An 18,442-nucleotide genomic window follows, 5' to 3' on the forward strand; every position below is an offset into this window, starting at 1 on the left:
ATTAATAGCCAGAAATTGCCGGATTTACGCAACATAATGTACGCCATGCCGCGTAAATACTGGATTTACTGAATAGCTACGGGCCGTAAAGCCCTTTTTTATTGCCGCTTAAGGATATGATCTGCGGTTAAGCCGTTTCCGCGTCCTTCATGCTCAAGCGCACTCGGCCTTGGCGGTCGATTTCCAGCACTTTGACGCGGACGATGTCGCCTTCGGACAATTTGTCGCTGACTTTTTCCACCCGCTCGTCGGAGATTTGCGAGATGTGCACCAGGCCGTCTTTGCCGGGCAGGATGGTAACGAAGGCGCCGAAGTCCATCAAACGCACAACCTTGCCTTCGTAGGTTTTGCCTACTTCGACTTCGGCGGTGATTTCTTCGATCATGCGGCGGGCTTCTTCACCGGCGGCTTTATCCACCGAGGCGATATTGACCACGCCGTCGTCGTTCAAATCGATGCTGGCACCGGTTTGCTCGGTGATGGCGCGGATGGTCACCCCGCCTTTGCCGATGACTTCGCGGATTTTGGCCGGATCGATTTTGAAGCTGATGATGCGCGGCGCGAAGTCGGACATTTGTTCGCGCGAGCTGGACAGGGCTTTGTTCATTTCGCCCAGAATATGCAAGCGGCCTTGTTTGGCTTGCGCCAGCGCCACTTGCATGATTTCCGGGGTGATGCCGTCGATCTTGATGTCCATTTGCAGCGCGGTGACGCCGTGTTCGGAGCCGGCCACTTTGAAGTCCATGTCGCCCAGATGGTCTTCGTCACCCAAAATATCGGACAACACTGCGAATTCCTCGCCTTCCTTGATCAAGCCCATGGCGATGCCGGCTACCGGCGCTTTCAACGGCACGCCGGCGTCCATCAAAGCCAAGCTGCTGCCGCAGACGGAGGCCATAGAGCTTGAGCCGTTGGATTCGGTGATTTCCGAAACCACCCGAAGCACGTAAGGGAATTCGCCCATGGTCGGCAACACGGCTTGCACGCCGCGTTTAGCCAGGCGGCCGTGACCGATTTCCCGGCGTTTGGGCGAGCCGACCCGGCCGGTTTCGCCGACGCTGAACGGCGGAAAGTTATAGTGAAACAGGAAAGTATCTTTGTATTCGCCGGCCAAGGCGTCGATGATTTGCGCGTCGCGGTCGGTACCCAAGGTGGCCACGACCAAGGCTTGAGTTTCGCCGCGGGTAAACAATGCCGAGCCATGGGTGCGCGGCAACACGCCGGTGCGCACGCTAATCGGCCGCACGGTGGTCAAATCGCGGCCGTCTATGCGTTTGCGGTCGCGCAAAATGGCACCGCGCACGATATCGTATTCCAGCTGTTCGATGACGTTGCGGATGTCGCCTTCGGCATACAAGCCGTCCGCGCTCAGCTTTTCCACCACAACACTGCGAACGCCGCTCAAGGTATCCTGACGTACCAGTTTCTCGGGAATTTGGTAGGCGGCTTGAATGTCGGCGGCGCAGGCGTTTGCCACCGCGGCTTTCAGTGCCGCATCAGTTTCGATCGAGGTCCAGCCCATAGCCGGCGTGGCGACTTCTGCGGCCAATGCGTTGATCGCGTCTATAGCCGTCTGCATGTGTTCGTGGCCGAACAGCACCGCGCCCAGCATCACGTCTTCGGGCAGCAAGTCGGCTTCCGATTCCACCATCAACACGGCTTGTTGCGTGCCGGCCACCATCAAGCGCAACCGAGATTCCTTCAGCTGCGGCAAGCTCGGGTTCAGCACGTACCGGTCGTCGATGTAACCGACGCAAGCCGCGCCCAAGGGCCCTTTGAACGGCAGGCCGGAGATCGCCAATGCCGCAGACGCGCCCAGGATAGCCGGTACCTCGGTGTCGACTTCCGGGTTCAACGACACCACGGTGGCAATGATTTGAACTTCGTTGGTGAAGCCTTCCGGAAACAACGGCCGAATCGGACGGTCGATCAGGCGCGAAATCAGAGTTTCGTTCTCGCTCGGACGGCCTTCGCGCTTGAAAAAGCCGCCGGGTATTTTACCTGCGGCGAAGGCTTTTTCTTGATAGTCCACCGTCAATGGGAAAAAATCGCCGCCGCTGCCTTCTTTTTTACCGACTACGGTGACCAAAAGAGAGGTGCCTTCTACGTCGATCATCACCGCGCCGTTGGCTTGGCGGGCTATTTCACCGGTTTCTAACGTGACGAGTCGATCGCCGTATTGAAATTGCTTCCGGATTGGATTCACTATGGGGTTCCTTGGTGTAAAGGTTGGTTCGAAAAATTGCGTGAACGCAGAAACGGCACAAAAGTGCCGTTTCTTCAAAACGTTATTTACGGATGCCTAGACGGTCAATCAAGGAGCGGTAACGCGCCATGTCGGTGCTTTTCAAGTAATCCAGCAACTTGCGGCGTTGGTTAACCATGCGTAACAGGCCGCGGCGGGAATGATTGTCTTTTTTGTGAGTTGCGAAATGCGGGCTCAGTTGGTTGATGTTTTCGGTCAACAGCGCAACTTGCACTTCGGTGGAGCCGGTGTCGGATTCCGACAAACGGAACGCTTCGACGATCTGTTTTTTCTTTTCTGCAGTTAATGCCATTCTTAATCCCTATCGATTAATGTGTTGAAAAATGCCACCGGCCGGTGGCGAGATAGCCCGCTTCCACCATAGGGTGTAGAAGCGGAAAATTTTATGCCCGATCAGCGCTGTGACCCTGCAGGTTAAACAGCTTTCTGGGGGCTAGTTTATCATTCAATAGAATTTCTCCCAACCCTAAAAAGGCATGCGGGCCGTACATGCGGACCGAGCCGGGCGGATGGCCGCTCAGCCGGATGGCTTGGCCGTGCACGATACAAACGGATTGTTCCGGTGACAGCGCCACCGCCGGCAGATCGCTCAGCGGTAAATCGGGCGGCAACAAGCACGCCGTCAACGCCTGTTCGCTCATGGCCTGCAATTGCTCCAGCGTGTAGGCCTGCTCCAGTGCAAACCGGCCGGCCGCGGTGCGCCTCAAGGCCGTGACCGTCGCGCAAGTCCCTAACGCCGAGCCGATGTCTTCTACCAACGACCGGATATAAGTGCCTTTGGAGCAACGCACGTCGAGGCTGATCGAGTCGCCGGAAAATGCCAATAATTCGATGGCTTGAATCGAGATGAGCCGCGGCGCGCGGGCTACGGTTTTACCTTCCCGCGCCAGCTCGTACAGCTTGCGTCCGTTCAATTTCAAGGCGGAATACATAGGCGGTACTTGCTCTATCCGGCCGACAAAGCCTTGTAAACAAGCCTGCAATCCGAATTCGCTAATCTCCGGCACCGGCTTGGTTTCGAGCACGCTCCCCTCGCTGTCGCCGGTGTCGGTCAAAACGCCTAAACGCATGGTGACGTGGTAACGCTTGTCGTCGTCCAACATCAAACCGGAAACTTTAGTGGCCTCGCCGAAACACAAGGGCAACAAACCGGTAGCCAAAGGATCCAGACTGCCGGTATGCCCGGCCTTGTTGGCGTTATACAAGACCCTGACTTCCTGCAAGGCTTTGTTGGACGAAACGCCTAGCCGTTTATCGAGCAACACGATGCCGTGCACATCGCGCCCGGATTTACGTTTAGCCATCAAGCCTCGTCGTCGGTTTCCGCCACTGGGCCGGATGCCGATTCCGCCTGTCCGGCGGCGTCGGAATGAACTCCGGTTTCCCGCAACAATGCGTCGACCCGCATACCGGTATCGAACGAATGATCGTAATGAAAATGTAATTCCGACATATGCCGCAGCCGCATGCGCTTGGCCAACTCGTGCCGAATAAACGGTGCCATTTCGTTCAGGACTTCCAAATTACGTTGTTTACCAGCCGAATCGGCGTTCAACACCGTGAAATAGATTTTTGCCACCGCTAAATCTTTGGATAATTCCACTTCGTTAACGGTAATAAAGCCCAAGCGCGGATCTTGCACCTCTCGCTGCAAGATGAGAGCCAATTCCTTCTGCATTTCCGACGCAACCCGCTGGCTGCGACCAAACTCTCTCGCCATGCCTTAGATTTCCCGCTTGATTTCGATTCTTTCGAATACTTCGATTTGATCGCCGACTTTGACGTCGTTGTAGTTCTTCACGCCGATACCGCATTCCATGCCCATTTTGACTTCGGTCACATCGTCTTTGAAGCGGCGCAAGGATTCCAACTGACCTTCGTAGATCACTACGTTGTCACGCAGCACCCGAATCGGTAAATTGCGTTTGACGTAACCGTCGATGACCATGCAGCCGGCGACTGCACCGAATTTCGGCGAACGGAACACGTCGCGCACTTCGGCCAAACCGACGATTTTCTCTTGGATGTCGGGCGCCAACATTCCGCTGATGGCTCGTTTGACTTCGTCGATGGCATCGTAAATGACGCTGTAATAATGCAAATCCAGACCTTTTTCTTCGATCAGCTTGCGCGCAACCGCATCGGCGCGCACGTTGAAGCCGATCAAAATCGCCCCGGAGGTGATCGCCAGGTTGGCATCGCTTTCGGTAATGCCGCCTACGCCGCTATAAACGCATTTGACTTGCACTTCGTCGGACGACAAACCGACCAAGGATTCGCGCAACGCTTCCAAGCTGCCTTGCACGTCGGTCTTCAACACGATGTTCAAGGTCAACGTTTCGCCGGCGGTCATTTTGGAGAACACATCGTCCAATTTCGAGGCAGCGGAAGCTTGGCGGCTGGATTTTTTACGATCTTCGCGGTGCGCGGCCAGTTCGCGCGCCACCCGCTCGTTTTGCACCACCAGAAAATCGTCGCCTGCGTCCGGGGTACCGGATAAACCGAGAATTTCCACCGGCGCGCTGGGACCGGCGGTTTTAACCGGGTGAGAGTTTTCGTCGAACATCGCCCGAATCCGGCCATACTCGTGGCCGCACAACACGAAATCGCCGCGACTCAAGGTACCTTTTTGCACGATGACGGTGGCTATCGCACCGCGGCCTTTATCCAAACGCGATTCGATACACACGCCGGACGCGCCGCCTTCGACCGGCGCTTTCAATTCCAGAATCTCGGCTTGTACGATCAAGGTTTCGATCAATTCGTCGATACCGGCACCGGTTTTAGCCGAAACGCGCAAAAACGGCACGTCGCCGCCCCACTCTTCCGGCACCACGTTCAAGTTGACCAATTCCTGCATAACCCGGTCCGGATTGGCTTCCGGCTTATCGATTTTGTTCAAAGCAACCAACATGGGCACCTTAGCGGCGCGCGCATGTTCTATCGCTTCTTTGGTTTGCGGCATCACGCCGTCGTCGGCCGCCACTACCACGATAACGATGTCGGTCACCTCGGCACCGCGCGCCCGCATCGCGGTAAACGCCGCATGGCCCGGGGTGTCGAGGAAGGTTACCGCGCCGTGGTCGGTTTTAACCTGATAAGCACCGATATGCTGAGTAATACCGCCCGCTTCGCCGGCGGCAACCCGGGTTTTACGGATGTAGTCCAACAACGAGGTTTTACCGTGGTCGACGTGACCCATAATGGTGACGATAGGCGCCCGCGCACTGACTTTATGCTCTTCGAGATCGCCAACGACTTCGGCCAACATTTCCTGCTCGAAATCGTCCTCGCTTTGCATAATGGCTTTGTGACCCATTTCCTCGACCAAAATCACCGCGGTTTCCTGGTCGATGGCCTGGTTGATGGTGGACATGATGCCGAGTCTCATCAAATGCTTGATCACTTCGGCGGCTTTGATGTTCATCTTGGCAGCCAGATCGGACACGATGATGGTCTCTGGGATCCTAACTTCGTGTACGGTAGGCGCGACCGGTTTCTCGAATCTATGTTTGCTGGTTTGTAATTCGATTTCGAATTCAGGTTTTTCCCGGCGTGCTTGCTTGCCCTTCTTCGCTTTGTGGCGGCGACCGGCGCTGTCGCCGGCATCGACACTACTGACTTCTTGGCTGGGACCGCGGGTCGCTTTAAATTCCTGTTTCTTTTTATGCAGAGTCTGCTGTTTAGCTTCCGCCGCACGCCGCACTTTCTCGGCGTTTTTCTCGACCGCCGCCTCCAAGCGCTGTTTTTTCTCCAAGGCTAAACGTTCTTCATCCGTCATTTCTTTAACCTCGGGCTTAACCGGTTTTGCCGGCTGCGATGCGGTCTCTGCTGCGGCTGTCCGGACGGGTTTGGGGCTAGCCTCCGGAACGCGAGTTTCCGCAGCCTCCGGCGTTGGCGCAACGGAAGCGGCAGGCGCGGTTTCCGCCGCAGCTGCGGCCGGCGTATCCCGCTCCGGATGATGCGGCGCCTCGTCGTGCTCGCGTCGCAGAGCTTCTTCCTGCATCCTTTGCCGCTTTTGCTGTTCCAGCTCCTCCAATGCTTGCTTGGCCCGTTCGGCTTCGCGCTGTTCCGGGCTGACGAAGGCTTCGCTACGTTTGATGTAAGTTTTTTGCTTGCGCACTTCGACGCTGACCGTCTTGGTACCGGAGCCCGGAACCGACGCTTGACGCAATTCGGTCTTAGTGCTGCGCTTCAAGGTGATACGCTTAGGACTCACCGCCTCTTGGTCGTTGTCGCCCTTGCCGTGTCGTTTGCGCAAGTGGGCCAACAACTTGACTTTTTCGTCGTCGGTAATGATGTCTTCAGGCGCGCCGTGGGTTAAGCCTGCTTCCTTCAGTTGCTCCAAAAATTTTTCTAAAGGAATGCCGACCACTTCAGCCAATGCCTGTACCGTTTTATCGCTCATAGTATCCTCCTAGCGTTAGCCTTTATCCTCGACGAACCAAGATTCGCGGGCTTTCATGATCAGCTTACCGGCCCTGTCCTCATTCATGCCGGTGAAGCCGATTATGTCGTCAATCGACTGCTCGGCCAAGTCATCCAGCGTCACAATACCGTTGGCCGCCAATTCGTGCGCCAAGGTCTCATCCATCCCTTCCATCTCCAGCAACTCGGGGCTGGGCTCGGAAGTCTCGATTTCTTCTTCGGACGCAATCGCTTTAATCAGCAACGCGTCCTTAGCCCTGCTACGCAAGGCCTCTACCAACTCTTCGTCGAAACCTTCGATCTCCAACATTTCGTCGACCGGTATGTAAGCGATTTCTTCGATGTTGCTCAAGCCCACTTCCACCAGCACGTCGGCGATTTCTTCGTCGACGTCCAACAGCTTCATGAATTCTTCTTTAGCTTTTTGGGCTTTTTCGTCCATGTTTTTATCAACTTGCGATGCGTCGAGTATGTTCAGCTCCCAACCGGTCAGCTCCGAAGCCAAACGCACGTTCTGCCCGCCGCGACCTATCGCTTGCGACAAACTGTCGGTAGTGACGGCTACGTCCATGCTGTGCTTGTCCTCGTCGACCACGATGGATTGAATTTCCGCCGGCGACATGGCATTGATGACGAATTGCGCTTCGTTCGGATTCCATAAGATGATGTCCACCCGTTCGCCGGCCAATTCGTTGGAAATGGCCTGCACCCGCGAACCGCGCATGCCGACGCACGCACCGACCGGGTCCAAGCGCGGATCGTTAGCCTTGACCGCAATTTTCGCCCGCGAGCCGGGATCTCTGGCCGCTGCGATGATGTCGATCAAACCTTCTCCAACTTCCGGCACTTCCAGACGGAATAGCGCAGTCAGCAATTCCGGCGCGGTGCGGCTTACGAATAACTGCGGCCCGCGCTGCTCGGAACGCACCGCTTTCAAATAACCGCGCACCCGGTCGCCCATGCGTATCGGTTCTTTGGGAATCATGTCTTCGCGGGCGATATAAGCCTCGACGTGACCACCCAAATCCAGGTAGACGTTGCCTTTTTCCACGCGTTTGACGATACCGGTAATCAATTCGCCGACGCGGTCTTGATACGCTTCTACGATTTTGCGCCGCTCGGCTTCCCTGACTTTTTGGATAATCACCTGCTTGGCGGTTTGCGCGGCAATCCGGCAAAACGCGACCGATTCAATCTCCTCTTCGATGTAATCGCCTACGGCAACGCTGGGATTATCCAACTGAGCCACTTCCAGCAACACCTGCCAGCTTGGGTGTTCCACGTCACCGTTGATGTCAGGATTGGCTTCTACCACCAACCAACGGCGGTAGGTCACGTAGTCGCCGGTATGCCGATTAATATTGACGCGGACTTTGATCGGGTTTTCGTAACGCTTGACGGTGGCGGCTTCCAGTGCGGACTCGATGGCCTGAAAAATAATTTCCTTGTCGATCTCTTTTTCGTTAGCGAATACGTCCGCTACCAATAAAATCTCTTTATTTGCCACTACGTCCTCCTTTTTTAAGTAAGTATTCGGGCACCAAACGCGCCTTGCTCATTGCTTGAAACGGCACTTTGATAACCTGTTCGCCTTCCAGCAACACCACTTGATCATCTTCCACCGACTGAATTTGTCCGGTTATTTTTCGGCGTTTGTCTACCGGCTTGAATAAATTGACCGTTACGGTCGCGCCGGCAAAACGTTCGAATTGGCTCAGCTTGAAAAACGGCCTGTCCTCTCCCGGCGAGGAAACCTCCAATTGATATTCGCCTTGGATAGGATCCTCGACATCCAGCATACCGCTGAGCTGATGGCTGACTTTGGTGCAGTCTTCCAGCAAAATCCCGTTTTCGCTATCGATGTACACGCGTAACAACCCATGTTTCGGATGAGCGTTATACTCTACCCCCACACACTCGTATCCCAGCCCTTCTACAACAGGCTCTATCAATGCCACCAGATGCTCTGGAGCGTGCTTCATAATTCAGCTTGCCTTCTTGAACACAAAAAAAAAGAGCCGCAGGCTCTTCCCTAAACTTGTTAATCTAGGGCTCGCACAGCCCAAAAATAAAAAACCCCATAACGGGGCTCTTTAAAAAAGCAGTCATGGTGCCCAAGGACAGAATCGAACTGTCGACACGAGGATTTTCAGTCCTCTGCTCTACCGACTGAGCTACCTGGGCGCTACTGCTGATTCATTGACAGCAACTTGTCAATATCCGCTCATTATACGCATTAATATTTTTTCGTGCAATCAGTAGATTACGATCCGGGAAACGGTAATATATGCCAAGCCATGTAAATCGCGGTCTCCCGGCGCATATACCACCCGCAAAATAGATAGTACTGCTCCCTTGGCGGAGACGGCCACCCGGCCAAAACAGATAGCGCACGCTACTACGCGTGCTCCTCGCAAACCTTATTTATCGTTACCGATGACAGCCACTTTGCTGCAAATGACCGTTTTGATGTTATGCGGAGCCGGTTGGCGTTTGTTTCCGCTACGTGGCTTATCGGCCGAACAAACTCGCTTGGTTTTGACCAGCGTGGTCTATTACTTCTTTTTACCGGCCATGGTGCTGGACGTATTATGGCAGGCCGAACTGGGCTGGCAATCGCTACAATTCAGCGCACTGGGATGCGGCGCCATTCTATTGGGCGTGATCTTAAGCATTGCCGTTGCCCGGTTGTGCCGCTTTCAACCGGCACAAACCGGCGCATTCGTTCTGGCTACTGCCTTTCCCAACGTAACCTATCTGGGCCTGCCGGTGCTGGAACAGATTTACGGCGGCTGGGCCCGCTCCGTGGTCATCCAGATCGATTTATTCGCCGCGGCACCTATGGTGTTCACCTTAGGCATCGCGCTAGCCGGACACTACGGCACAAATGACGTACACAAGCCCAAATTTTTCCTCAGTTATTTCAATACTCCGCCCTTCTGGGCCGCACTGCTTGCCGTAACGCTTAATCTTTGGCAGGTTGCCAACCCTGTCTGGTTGCACGGTTTGCTGCAAAAAGTAGCGGCGGCAGTAGCACCGTTGATGATTTTTTCCCTGGGCTTAGCGTTAAGCTGGCAAACATTACGCTGGCGTAATCTACCCTACCTTATACCCATCGTCGGCCTGAAACTGCTTGTACTGCCCTGGTGCGCCGGCTTCATGGCCGACTGGGTGGGACTGGGCGCTCAATTCAAAACCGTGGCGCTGTTGGATTTGGCCATGCCGAGCATGCTGCTGGGAGTGGTATTATGCGACCGCTATCGACTGGATAGCGCTTTGTACGCTACCGCCGTGACCGCCACCACCTTGCTGAGCTTGTTCAGTCTGCCGTTTTGGTTTCAACGCTTATGAACCCGGTCGCCGAAATTTTCTCGCAAGGCCAAGAAGTAGTCAACGGACACATCGTCGACAGCAACGCCGCCTGGCTGGCGACCGAACTGACCGAAATAGGCTTTCGAGTCACGCGCCACAGCGCGGTCGGCGACCGGCTGGAAGAGTTGGTCGCGTTGATGAAGGAAATCGCCGGACGCGCCGATTGTTGCATTTGCACCGGCGGTTTGGGGCCGACCTGTGACGATCTGACCGCCGAGGCGGTCCGCGTCGCCGCCGGTACAACGTTGGAATTGGACGAGACCGCGTTAGCGCAAATCGAAAGTTATTTCCAGCAACGTCAGCGCTCCATGCCGGACGTCAACCGCAAACAGGCTTATCTACCCGGCGGCGCCCGGCGCATCGACAACTTGACCGGCACGGCACCGGGATTTGCGTTGCGCATGGAGCGCTGCCTGTTCGTCTTCCTTCCGGGCGTGCCGCGCGAAATGAAAGCCATGTATCCGCAGGTCCGCTTACTATTGCAGACGGAATTCGCCTTGCTAGCCCCGCGTCTGGTCACTTTACGCAGCGTCGGCATCGGCGAGTCCGGCATTCAGCAATTGCTGGACGGTTTTGAAGTACCGGCGGGGATCGAACTGGGTTTTCGCGCCGCAGCTGACGAAGTGCAAACCAAACTGCTGTTTCCGGGCGACTACGATCCCTTGGAACGCTACCGGATTGCGCAACGACTGCGCGAATTGATAGGCGATTGTGTGTTCGCGGTAGACGGCTTGGACGATGGCGGCGGCGATTTATTGGCCACTATAGACCGCGACTTGCGCGACCGGCATCTTCGCGTGGCACTGCTGGAAACCGCGAGCGGCGGTGCCTTGGCGGCGAAATGCCAAGCCTATGATTGGCTGGAAGTTGCCTTCGTCGCCAAAAACGACAAACAGGCCGCCCGCCAACTGAATGTCGCGCTGGAAAACAGCGAAGATCCGGCCGTCTCGGTACGCCAACTGGCTTACGGCTTATCCGCCTACCGGGCCGACATCGAACTGCTGCAGTTATTCCGGGCGGATGCCGGCGGCTTCCGGCTTTATAATTTCTTGCAAACCCATGAGGCGGTCTACCACCGCCAACATTTTTTGTTCGGCGCCCATTTCAATCAAACCCAGACCGCGGTGCTGACTTTGGATTTACTCAGACGCTATTTACAACAATGCCTTTAATCCGCTTAACCGACGTTTCTATCGCTTTCGGCACCCATTCCTTGCTGGAAAATGCCGCTTTTCAACTCGATCCCGGCGAGCGCGTCGGCTTGCTGGGCCGCAACGGCGAAGGCAAGTCCACCTTAATGAAAATCATCGCCGGCGCGATTGCCGCTGATCACGGCGAAGTCTGGCGACAACCGGAGCTACGCCTGGCTTGGCTGGAACAAATGCCGGATTTGCAAGACGATGCCAGCATTTACGAAGCCGTTGCCGGCGGCCTAGGCGCTTTGGGCGATTTGATCGCCCAATATCACGACTTGCTCACCCACATGGACGGCAGCGAGTCATCCTTACAGGCTTTGGGCGCCATCCAGCACAAACTGGAAGCCGGCCAAGGCTGGCATTTCCAACAGCGGGTCGAATCGGTCCTCAGCCGCTTGCAATTACCGGCCGACCTGAAGGTCGGCAGCTTGTCCGGCGGCTGGAAACGGCGGGTGGCACTGGCTAAAGCCCTGGTCATCGATCCGGAGGTGCTGCTGCTGGACGAACCGACCAACCATTTGGATTTCGAAAGCATCACCTGGCTGGAAGAACAACTGCTCAACTTTTCCGGCGCGTTGCTGTTCGTAACCCACGACCGGGCCTTCCTGCAAAAGTTGGCGACCCGCATCGTCGACCTGGACCGCGGTCAGCTGACCTCATGGCCCGGCAATTATCAAGACTATTTGCAGCGCAAAGCCGCGGCCCTGGACGAAGAAGCCGGCCACAACGCCGAGTTCGACAAAAAACTGGCCAAGGAAGAAGCCTGGATCCGCCAAGGCATCAAAGCCCGCCGCACCCGCAACGAAGGCCGGGTGCGCGCCTTGAAAAAACTGCGCGCCGAACGCGCCGAACGCCGCAACACGCAAGGCACCGCCAAATTAGCGCTGGCTCAAGCCGACGCGTCCGGCAAAAAAGTGGTGGAAGCCAAAAACGTCAATTTCTGCTACGCCGACAACACCATCGTCGCCGATTTTTCCATGCGCATCGAGCGCGGCGACAAAATCGGTCTGATCGGCAATAACGGTGCCGGAAAATCTACGTTGTTGAAACTGCTGCTGGGTCAACTAACGCCGACCGGCGGCAGCGTCGAGCTGGGCACCAACCTGCAAATCGCCTACTTCGACCAATTGCGCGAACAATTGGACCCGGACGCCAGCGTGGCGGACAGCGTCGCCGACGGCGGCGAATTCATCGATTTGCCCGGCGGGCGACGGCACGTCATGAGTTATCTGGCCGATTTTTTGTTCGCACCGGCCCGCGCCCGCTCGCCGGTGCGCAGCTTGTCCGGCGGCGAAAAAAACCGTTTGCTGCTGGCACGGCTATTCACCAAGCCGGCCAACTTGATCGTGATGGACGAACCCACCAACGATCTGGACTTGGAAACCCTGGAGATCCTGGAAGAAAAGTTGGTGGATTTTCAAGGCACATTATTGTTGGTCAGCCACGACCGGGAGTTTCTGGATAACGTAGTCACCAGCGTACTGGTGTTCGAAGGCGCGGGCAAGATCGGCGAATACGTCGGCGGCTATGCGGATTGGCTGGCGCAAACCGCTAAGCAAAAACCGGCTGAATCGGCTAAAGCCGCAGCCGAAGCGAGCAAAAAAGAAAAACCGAAAAGCGCGCCGAGCAAAAAGCTCAGCTATAAAGAACAAAAGGAACTGGAGCAACTGCCGGATCGCATCGAACAGCTGGAAGCCTTACAAACCGAACTGACCGCTACCATCAATTCGCCGGCTTTTTACAAGCAAAGCCCGGAAGCCGTCGCTCTAACCTTGGACGACTTAAAAAACGCCACCGATTCACTTGCCCAAGCTTACCGGCGTTGGGACGAATTGGATGCCTTGCAAAACTGATCCGCCAGCCCTACCCCCTTTACCTATGCTAGAACTCGGCAAATGCAATACCTTAAAAGTCAGCAGTCAGCGCGACCTACACTACTACGTGGACGGCGGCGCGTTGGGAGAAATCCCGCTGAGCAACGCACCGCCGGATTTACAAACCGGCGATACAGTCACGGCTTTCGTTTACATCGACGGCAAAAACCAAACCCAGGCGACGTTGCAAACGCCCAAGGCCCAAGTTAACGAAGTGGCGTGGTTGAAAGTCGTCTCCACCAGTCACGCCGGCGCATTTTTGGACTGGGGCCTGCCCAAAGACTTGCTGTTGCCGTTCAGCGAGCAAAAAGGCAAGGTCAGCGAAGGCCGCCATTGCCTGGTGCGCTTGTTTCTGGACGAAGACAATCGCATCGCCGCCTCGATGCGTCTGGACGATTTCATTCAAGACCAAGCCTTTTATTACCAAGCGGGGCAACAGGTAAAATTGACGATAGCAGAAGCTACCGAATTGGGATTTAAAGCCATTGTCGACGATCACTATTGGGGGGTGTTATACCGCAACGAAGTCTTCCAGCCGTTGAAAAAAGGCCAAACCCTGACCGGCTACATCAAAAACGTTCGAGCCGACCACAAGCTGGACTTAACGTTAAACTCCGCCGGCAAATACGGCGATAAGGTGCACGCAACGGCGGAAAAAATCCTGGCCGCCTTGCAACAAACGGGAGGCTTCTTGGCCCTGACCGACCGCAGTTCGCCTGAAACCGTTTACGCCACGTTCGCCGTCAGCAAAAAAATCTTCAAACAAGCCATAGGCAATCTATACAAACAGCACAAAATCGAGATTCAGGCGGACGGAATCCGTTTGCCCCGAGGGTAAACGGTTCGTCAACAACGGCGGGCGGGCATGCAATGCCGTGTGACAAGCCATGAGGACAACCGATCACGGCAAAGCCAATCGAGTGGCATAGTCAATGATTTAGCGCTCGCCCCGCCCTTACTAACAAAAGTTTCGGAGTTCGTTTTTACCGGCCTAGCGTAGGCTCATTGTTGATTTCCAAGGCCTCAAGCCTAAGCGTTTTGGGCCTAGTTAAAGACTTGCGAAAACCAACACTGTATGTGTGCATCAATGGCCTCCATCACCCTGGCGACTGCGTCACCCGATACCGCTTTCAGGCTATCCAAAGCCTCCGGTAATCATGGCGCGAAAAACGTGCCACAGTTTGCCGGTCCGTGCTGTTGGCGGATAGCCGCCAAATGGATGGACGCAGTATAGGCTGCATAGTGGTTGCTTTGCTCTTTCAGGAAGCCGAGGTACTGCTTGGCATCTTTGCAATACACGTCAATGGCCCGACGCATCAAATACAGTTTCAGCATTTGAGCCGCTGACAGCTCCTATCGGTCGCCAGAAAGACCGCCCGGGATGCGCACCACCGCAGGCATCCCGGGCGTTCAGGCTTGGCGGTTACGGCGCCGCATAGGCAACCGCCGTTTTTGGCCGTCCGGAAAATGACGACGGCAGGGTCGGCGAATCCACCCTGCCGTCGCTGATCAATTTCAGATCAGAATGCACTTTTGATCACGCCGCCGTCAACCCGCAGCGCGGCGCCGGTGGTTGCCGAGGCCAACGGGCTGGCCAGATAACAGACCAGCGAGGCGACTTCGTCGGTCGTCGCGAAACGTTTGATCAACGACGTCGGACGGACGGTTTCGAAGAATTGTTGTTCGAAGGCCTCGAAACTTTGGCCTTGTTGCGCGGCCAGCTCGTTGACGAAATCGCCGACGCCGCGCGAGCGGGTCGGGCCGGGCAACACCGAATTGACGGTGATGCCGGTGCCGGCCACGTGTTCGGCCAGACCGCGCGCCACCGCAATTTGCGCGGACTTGGTCATGCCGTAATGGATCATTTCCGCCGGGATTTGCACGCCGCTTTCGCTGGAGATGAACACGATCCGGCCCCAGTCGGCGGCGCGCATCGACGGAAGATACAACCGGGCCAAGCGCACGCCGCTCAGCACGTTGACTTCGAACAGCCGGCGCCAGTCGGCGTCCGGAATGTCTTCGAACGCGACCGGCTCGAAGATACCGAGGTTGTTGATCAAAATATCCACCTGGGGATGGGCAACCAGCAAGGCTTCCGCCGCGTCGGCCCGCGACAAATCGCCGGCAAAGCCGAGTAGTGGCTGGGCGGCGAACGGCGCGAGTTCTTCGATCGCCTGCGCCACCGACTCCGGCGAGCGGCCGTTGACGATGACGTTCGCGCTTTCGCCGGCCAGCGCCTTGGCAATGGCGAAGCCGATGCCGGCGGTGCTGCCGGTCACCAGTGCGGTTTTGTCGTGTAATTGCAGATCCATAACGACTCCTTACCGATTGCGGTGATAGGTTCTGTGTGGCTGAGACTAGCCGATTAATACTGCAAACAGGGGAAATCGATGTAGCCCGTGGCGCCGCCCGGCGTGTACCAGTGGGCCACGTCGGCTTCCGGATTCAATGCCGCGTTCTTGGCAAAGCGTTCGACCAGATCCGGATTGCTGATGAACGGCCGGCCGAACGCAATCAGGTCGGCCGCGCCGGACGCGACAGCTTGTTCGGCGCTGGCTTGGTCGTAGCCGCAGTTGCCCATCAACGGCCCGTGGAAATAGTGACGGAATTCGGTCAAAGTCATCGCGGCGCCGAGATGGTGAAATCCAAAGCCCAGGCCGTCCATCACGTGCAAATAGGCCAGGTTGAGTTTGTCGAGTTGTTGGGCAACGTAAGCGAATTGTTCGCGATAATCGGCCGAGCCCATGTCGTTGAAGGCGCCATTGGGCGACAGCCGCACGCCGATGCGGTGCGATGGCCATACCGTGGCGATCGCCGCGACCACTTCGCCGAGCAGCCGATAGCGGTTTGCGATGCTGCCGCCGTAGGCGTCGTTGCGATGATTGGTTTTGGATTGCAGAAATTGGTCCAACAAGTAGCCGTTGGCGGCATGGATTTCGATGCCGTCGCAGCCGGCCCGCAAGGCGCGTTCGGCGGCGCGGCGGTAATCCTCGACGATGCCGGCCAATTCGGCGGTTTCCAGCGCGCGGGGCGTTTCGTAAGGTTGTTTGCCCATAGGCGTGTGGATGTAATCGCCGTTTAGTTTTATCGCGGACGGCGCAACGGCCGGCTCGCCGCCGTGAAAGCTGCTGTGCGAGGCCCGGCCGCAATGCCACAGTTGCATGAACATCTTGCCGCCCCGGCTGTGTACCGCGTCGGTCACCGGCCGCCAGGCCTGCGCCATCGCGTCGCTGTAAATGCCGGGTGTTTCCACCCAGCCCAAGCCTTGCTCGGAAATCGAAGTCGCTTCGCTGATCAGCAAGCCGGCGGAGGCGCGTTGCCGGTAGTATTCGGCCATCGTGGCATTGGCCAGCCGTTCCTTGCCGGCCCTGGCGCGGGTCAACGGGGCTAGTACCACGCGATTGTTCAGCGTTAAATCGTGCAATGGAAAGGACGTTAATAGTTGCTTGGACATGGTTTGCTCCTGGATTAGTTCGTGTTGTTCATGGAAAGCGGTATTTGGGTTCAATTCATGCCGCCGTTGGCGCGCAAGACCTGGCCGTTGATCCAGCCGCCGTCCGGGCCGGCCAGAAAGGCGACGAGCGCGGCGATATCGTTCGGTGTGGCGATGCGCTCCAGCGGCGGCAGCTTGCGTAAGCGTTCGACTTGTTCGGCAGTCTTGCCTTGGAAGAACAACTCGGTATCGGTCGGTCCCGGCGCGACGCAATTCACCGTGATATTACGGCCGCGCAATTCGTTGGCAAAGGTGCGGGACAAGGCTTCCACCGCAGCCTTGGAGGCGTTGTAGACCGCGTAGCCGGGCAGGGCCAGACCGATCGCGCTGGTCGAAAAATTGACGATGCGGCCGCCGTCGTTCAAACGGGTCGCCGCTAAACGCAAGGTGTTGAAGGTGCCTTTCAAGTTGACCGCGACGATGTGGTCGAAGCTCGCGTCGTCGGCCTCCGCCAGCGTTTGCAATGGCATGATGCCGGCGTTGTTGACCAGTAGGTCGATGCGGCCCAGTGCTTGCTCGGCGTTGGCGAATAACTCGGCGACTTGCGCCGGATGACTTACATCGGCTGGCAAGGCGACGGCTTGCCGGCCGATCCGGCGGATTTGCGCGGCGACCGCTTCGGCGGCCTGAGCGTTAGCGGCGTAATTGACCGCGATGTCGAAGCCGTCTTGCGCAAGACGTAGCGCGACGGCTTTGCCGATACCGCGCGACCCGCCGGTGACTAAAGCGACGTTTCCCATCCGAACCTCCGTGGTTTGCGGCGCAACCGCGCCGGTTGAAATAGACGGGATTCAGTATATTTTTAGGAATTAATCGGATAAACGGGCAAATTCCGATAACACTGTTCAAAATCGAATAACAGTTCTCCACGATGAATCAACTCGACGCGATTAAAATCTTCGTCCGGGTCGCCGAAGCGGCCAGTTTCACGCAGGCAGCGGCGGATTTAGGCCTGCCCAAGGCCTCGACCTCGCTGGCTGTACAGTGGTTGGAAAACCAGACCGGCATCCGCTTGTTGCACCGCACCACCCGGCAAGTACAAATGACCCAGGACGGCCAGGTGTTTTACCAACGCTGCCTGGAATGGCTGGCCGACGCCGAAGAATTGCAAGACATGTTCCGAATTGATCCGGCCGACGTGCGCGGCCGGTTGCGAGTGGATATGTCGGTCGGCGCGGTGGCCGGCATCGTGATGGCGCGCTTGCCGGAATTCATGGCCCGCTATCCTAACGTCGAAGTCGAACTCAGCGCCGCCGACCACTTCGTCGATATCGTCGGCGACGGCTTCGATTGCGTGATGCGGGCCGGTAACATTTCGGACTCGCGTTTGGTTGCCCGGCGCTTGGGCGCCTATCGGCAAATGAACTGCGTGAGTCCCACTTACGCCGCCGCCCACGGCGTCCCGCAAACCCTGGCCGAGTTGGCCGAACATCGCCTGATTCACTATGCCTTGAGCTTGGGCAGCAAACCGGCCGGCTTCGAATACGTCGACGCCGCCAGCGGCGAGGTCCGCAACCTGCCGATGGCCGGCAAGCTGACCGTCAATAGTTCGATCGCCTATTTCTCCGCGTGTCTGGCCGGCTTGGGTATTATCCAAGCACCGGAACCCAACCTGGAACCCTACGTTCGGCGCGGCGAGTTGATCGAAGTTCTGCCGGACTATCGGGCCGAACCGTTGCCGGTAACGCTGCTATACAGCAACCGCCGCCATCTGTCTCGGCGGGTGCAGGTCTTCATGTGTTGGCTGGAAGACATCATGAAGCCGTATTTGCAGCCGATAGCGCCGACGCGGACCTAACGATGAGAGGGATTA

The 18,442-nt window shown here is 56.8% G+C and carries 16 protein-coding genes and 1 tRNA gene; 5 read left to right on the forward strand and 12 right to left on the reverse strand.

The features are described 5' to 3' along the window. Positions 1 to 127: 127 nt before the first annotated feature. From pnp to AB0A83_RS15845, 8 genes are all read right to left on the reverse strand, one after another. Complete coding sequence (gene pnp / locus AB0A83_RS15810) at positions 128 to 2,206, reverse strand: polyribonucleotide nucleotidyltransferase (RefSeq protein ID WP_150049984.1); 2,079 nt, start codon at positions 2,204 to 2,206, stop codon at positions 128 to 130. Positions 2,207 to 2,288: 82 nt separating this feature from the next. Then, positions 2,289 to 2,558: a 30S ribosomal protein S15 gene (gene rpsO, locus AB0A83_RS15815; protein WP_150049986.1), complete on the reverse strand. Its 270-nt coding sequence runs from the start codon at positions 2,556 to 2,558 to the stop codon at positions 2,289 to 2,291. 91 nt (positions 2,559 to 2,649) lie between these two features. Then, positions 2,650 to 3,570: a tRNA pseudouridine(55) synthase TruB gene (truB, locus tag AB0A83_RS15820; RefSeq protein WP_150049988.1), complete on the reverse strand. Its 921-nt coding sequence runs from the start codon at positions 3,568 to 3,570 to the stop codon at positions 2,650 to 2,652. Further along, positions 3,570 to 3,986, reverse strand: a complete 417-nt coding sequence (rbfA, locus tag AB0A83_RS15825; protein WP_150049990.1) for a 30S ribosome-binding factor RbfA — start codon at positions 3,984 to 3,986, stop codon at positions 3,570 to 3,572. The genes truB and rbfA overlap by 1 nt, the downstream gene beginning before the upstream one ends. 3 nt (positions 3,987 to 3,989) lie before the next feature. After that, positions 3,990 to 6,674 carry a translation initiation factor IF-2 gene (gene infB, locus AB0A83_RS15830; RefSeq protein WP_367154698.1) on the reverse strand — a complete coding sequence of 895 codons (2,685 nt, stop codon included), beginning with the start codon at positions 6,672 to 6,674 and terminating at the stop codon, positions 3,990 to 3,992. Between the two features lie 15 nt (positions 6,675 to 6,689). Next, complete coding sequence (gene nusA, locus AB0A83_RS15835) at positions 6,690 to 8,201, reverse strand: transcription termination factor NusA (RefSeq protein ID WP_150049994.1); 1,512 nt, start codon at positions 8,199 to 8,201, stop codon at positions 6,690 to 6,692. Beyond that, complete coding sequence (gene rimP / locus AB0A83_RS15840; protein WP_150049996.1) at positions 8,191 to 8,676, reverse strand: ribosome maturation factor RimP; 486 nt, start codon at positions 8,674 to 8,676, stop codon at positions 8,191 to 8,193. Before rimP ends, nusA begins: the two co-directional genes overlap by 11 nt. A gap of 126 nt (positions 8,677 to 8,802) precedes the next feature. Further along, a tRNA-Phe gene (locus tag AB0A83_RS15845) sits at positions 8,803 to 8,878 on the reverse strand. 252 nt (positions 8,879 to 9,130) lie between these two features. On the opposite strand from AB0A83_RS15845, the gene AB0A83_RS15850 reads away from it, so the two are divergent. From AB0A83_RS15850 to AB0A83_RS15865, 4 genes are read left to right on the forward strand one after another with little or no spacing between them, the layout of a single operon-like run. After that, positions 9,131 to 10,045, forward strand: a complete 915-nt coding sequence (locus AB0A83_RS15850) for an AEC family transporter (protein ID WP_150049998.1) — start codon at positions 9,131 to 9,133, stop codon at positions 10,043 to 10,045. Next, the gene (locus tag AB0A83_RS15855; RefSeq protein WP_367154699.1) at positions 10,042 to 11,238 is read left to right on the forward strand and encodes a competence/damage-inducible protein A; all 1,197 of its coding nucleotides are present in this window, start codon (positions 10,042 to 10,044) and stop codon (positions 11,236 to 11,238) included. Before AB0A83_RS15850 ends, AB0A83_RS15855 begins: the two co-directional genes overlap by 4 nt. After that, positions 11,229 to 13,115 carry an ATP-binding cassette domain-containing protein gene (locus tag AB0A83_RS15860; protein ID WP_150050002.1) on the forward strand — a complete coding sequence of 629 codons (1,887 nt, stop codon included), beginning with the start codon at positions 11,229 to 11,231 and terminating at the stop codon, positions 13,113 to 13,115. Before AB0A83_RS15855 ends, AB0A83_RS15860 begins: the two co-directional genes overlap by 10 nt. Positions 13,116 to 13,140: 25 nt before the next feature. After that, entirely contained in the window at positions 13,141 to 13,974 is an 834-nt protein-coding gene (locus AB0A83_RS15865; RefSeq protein WP_150050004.1) for a S1-like domain-containing RNA-binding protein, read from the forward strand. Between the two features lie 317 nt (positions 13,975 to 14,291). Here AB0A83_RS15865 and AB0A83_RS15870 read toward each other — a convergent pair whose 3' ends face one another. The 4 genes from AB0A83_RS15870 to AB0A83_RS15885 all read right to left on the reverse strand — a co-directional run bounded on the left by AB0A83_RS15870 (position 14,292) and on the right by AB0A83_RS15885 (position 17,369). After that, positions 14,292 to 14,471 carry a hypothetical protein gene (locus AB0A83_RS15870; protein ID WP_367154700.1) on the reverse strand — a complete coding sequence of 60 codons (180 nt, stop codon included), beginning with the start codon at positions 14,469 to 14,471 and terminating at the stop codon, positions 14,292 to 14,294. A 185-nt stretch (positions 14,472 to 14,656) separates the two neighbouring features. Then, positions 14,657 to 15,448, reverse strand: a complete 792-nt coding sequence (locus tag AB0A83_RS15875) for an SDR family NAD(P)-dependent oxidoreductase (RefSeq protein WP_367154701.1) — start codon at positions 15,446 to 15,448, stop codon at positions 14,657 to 14,659. A 53-nt stretch (positions 15,449 to 15,501) separates the two neighbouring features. Continuing rightward, a complete protein-coding gene (locus tag AB0A83_RS15880) occupies positions 15,502 to 16,590 on the reverse strand; it encodes an alkene reductase (RefSeq protein WP_367154702.1) in 1,089 nt (362 codons plus the stop codon). 50 nt (positions 16,591 to 16,640) lie between these two features. Beyond that, positions 16,641 to 17,369 carry an SDR family oxidoreductase gene (locus AB0A83_RS15885; protein WP_367154703.1) on the reverse strand — a complete coding sequence of 243 codons (729 nt, stop codon included), beginning with the start codon at positions 17,367 to 17,369 and terminating at the stop codon, positions 16,641 to 16,643. A gap of 131 nt (positions 17,370 to 17,500) precedes the next feature. Here AB0A83_RS15885 and AB0A83_RS15890 point away from each other — a divergent pair, with 131 nt between their 5' ends. Next, complete coding sequence (locus AB0A83_RS15890; protein ID WP_150050012.1) at positions 17,501 to 18,427, forward strand: LysR family transcriptional regulator; 927 nt, start codon at positions 17,501 to 17,503, stop codon at positions 18,425 to 18,427. Positions 18,428 to 18,442: the final 15 nt, after the last annotated feature.

The organism is Methylomonas sp. HYX-M1, assembly GCF_040741385.1.
Classification (GTDB): Bacteria; Pseudomonadota; Gammaproteobacteria; order Methylococcales; family Methylomonadaceae; genus Methylomonas; species Methylomonas rhizoryzae.